The organism is Micromonospora sp. CPCC 206060 (assembly GCF_036906895.1).
GTDB lineage: Bacteria > Actinomycetota > Actinomycetes > Mycobacteriales > Micromonosporaceae > Micromonospora.
This window is the reverse complement of sequence record NZ_JBAKHU010000190.1, coordinates 1-2,178: the sequence shown is the minus strand read 5'-3', so window position 1 is coordinate 2,178 and position 2,178 is coordinate 1. Positions and strand designations below refer to the sequence as shown.

The window sequence follows — 2,178 nt, the reverse complement described above, 5'->3', positions numbered from 1 at the left end:
GCTTCCTCGCACACACCGGACTGACCCTCGAACCCGAGACAACCTGACCATTCAAGGTCTGTAGCCAGCCATCTCGTCGAGCAGGAGAAGGTCACTACCCTAAAGCGGGGCGTCGTCGCATCGGTGATGGGTGAGCAGTGGGGCCGAGGCCAGGAAGGTGAGGGGGCCTTTCTCGTCGACCGTCGTGTACTGCTCGCTCATGCCGATCTTGGTCGCGATGCGCAGCGATGTGGTGTTGTGCGATCGGACCACTCGCCAATTGGTTGAACACCCCATCGCCGTCGGGAAGCCGCTCCCACAACGAACCGCAGTGTCCCCGGCCCCCGCAACACCCACGTTGATCTGTACCGCGCGTTCGAGGCCATTGTCCGCGACGAGGAGGACTTTCGGGGGAACTGCGGGCCTTCCAAGGCGCCGACGACGAGGGCCGACCAAAGGTACGGCCCATCGACGTGCCGCCCATGGTCTTCCAGAGCCTGCCATGGCTCAAACCCACCCAGACCAACAGTCGGCTGACCGCAGGCGGCCTGCCTATTCCTTCTTCGGATGGTGCGGGCTCCATCCGTTCAGGTGTGGGCGTAGATCTTCCGGGCTCGGTTCGATGGTGAAGTCGACCGTTGTGAGCGTGGGTGTACCGACAATAGGGTCGATTTCGTCGGCGTAGGCGCGTGCCCAGGTCAACCAGGTGGCGAGTTCGCCATCCCTGGCCACCTGATCTGCGGCGGCGTGTTCGAGGGCGTCGCAGAACGCCCGCATGTTCACGGCTTTCTGCCACTGTTCCATGGCGGTGTTGAGTGTCGTCCTGCGGTGCTCCTCGACGGCGAGTCGGCGAGCTTCCGTGATGGCGTGCTCCCACCTTGCTTTGCGTTCGATGTCGCGGCGGCGGCGTTCCTCTGCTGCCTGCTGTTCGGCGAGTCTCGCCGCGGCCTGCCGTTCCTTCTCACGCTGGTGGAAGGCGGCGGAGACTCGTTGCTGTTCTTCGATGGATTGGATGATGTCGGCGACGATGCGACTGGCCTGTTGTTCCAGGCTCCTGGTCGGGGTGTCGCGCCAGGTGAGGCGCTCGTTGGACTGGAACTTGATGACTTCGAGGCGGAGGCGGCCGGTGGCAACGCTGTCGAACTCCGGAATGTGTGCCCAGGGGCGGAGTCGTTTCGTTCGGCGCTCGTCGATGGTGAGCACGTGGGGTACCTGGTCGTACTCCTCGAAGAACTCCAGCGACCGTCGGGCGCTGCCGAACTTGACGTACGGTTTCGGGTTCTTCGTCGTGAGGTTGATGCCCACGCGGCATTTGCGGTGCACTCCGGCGTCATTGATCGCCCGGAGCAGGGCGAGCACCCGGGGGATCGATTCCGGTGCCACCCGCAGGGTGGTGGGGTCCTGTTCGAGGGCGTCGTAGTCGGCGGCCGCAGTGGCGCGAGTGTCGCCTTGGTCGAGCCGTAGCCGATTCCAATCGGTGTCATAGGGCTGCGCCGCCGAGTACAGACGAACGACGAGGTCACCGGTGTTGCGGCCGGTGTGCCGCAGGTCGTAGCCGTCGGGCACGAGTTTGTGCTGCTTGGCAGCGTGGATGGCGCGCCGATAGCTCGCGCGGGTGTCGGCGTCCGGATCCGACACGACCACGGTGCCGCCGCTGGTCTGGAGCCGTTCGATCAGCACTGTCGCCTCCTGGATCACCGATGGTTTCGCCGTTGGCTGCCGGCTCTTTCCGCCAGAGGTCGCCTGCGTGGGTGAACTCTCCAACAGGTCACTGGTCACCGTGCTGGTCACTGCGGGGTACCGGCCGTTGTCGAGGTAGTAGCGGCCACGCTCGGTCAAGGTCGCGGACCACCGGCCGTCCCGGCGTGACACCGTGACCAGGCGGCGGCCCTGCAACGCCCTCGCGGTGTGTTTCGCGCCATCGCCTGGCATACCCGGGTCGGGGCATCCAGCCTCTACCCAGCGCAGCACCTCGACTTGGTGCGGCTTCAGCGGCGCGGCGATGTCGACCATCGGTCAGTTATACCGACCGGTTTCCACCCGGGCATAGGCCCTCATCATCCCGGTAGGCGTCGGCCATCGGTCGATGTCAGAGTGGTCCTGCACACCCAGGTCACACTGCCTTGCGGCAGGTCGGGTCAAGTCCTGTGGAGTGGTGTTTAGCGGTTGTTGCGTGATCGTTTGTTGTTCGGTGGGTTG

Annotated in this window: 1 protein-coding gene; it reads right to left on the bottom strand. The window is 64.9% G+C overall.

Translation table 11 applies throughout. The features are described 5' to 3' along the window. Window positions 1-531: 531 nt before the first annotated feature. A complete protein-coding gene (locus V6U90_RS33135) occupies window positions 532-1,992 on the bottom strand; it encodes a hypothetical protein (RefSeq protein ID WP_334445076.1) in 1,461 nt (486 codons plus the stop codon). Between the last annotated feature and the right edge of the window lie 186 nt (window positions 1,993-2,178).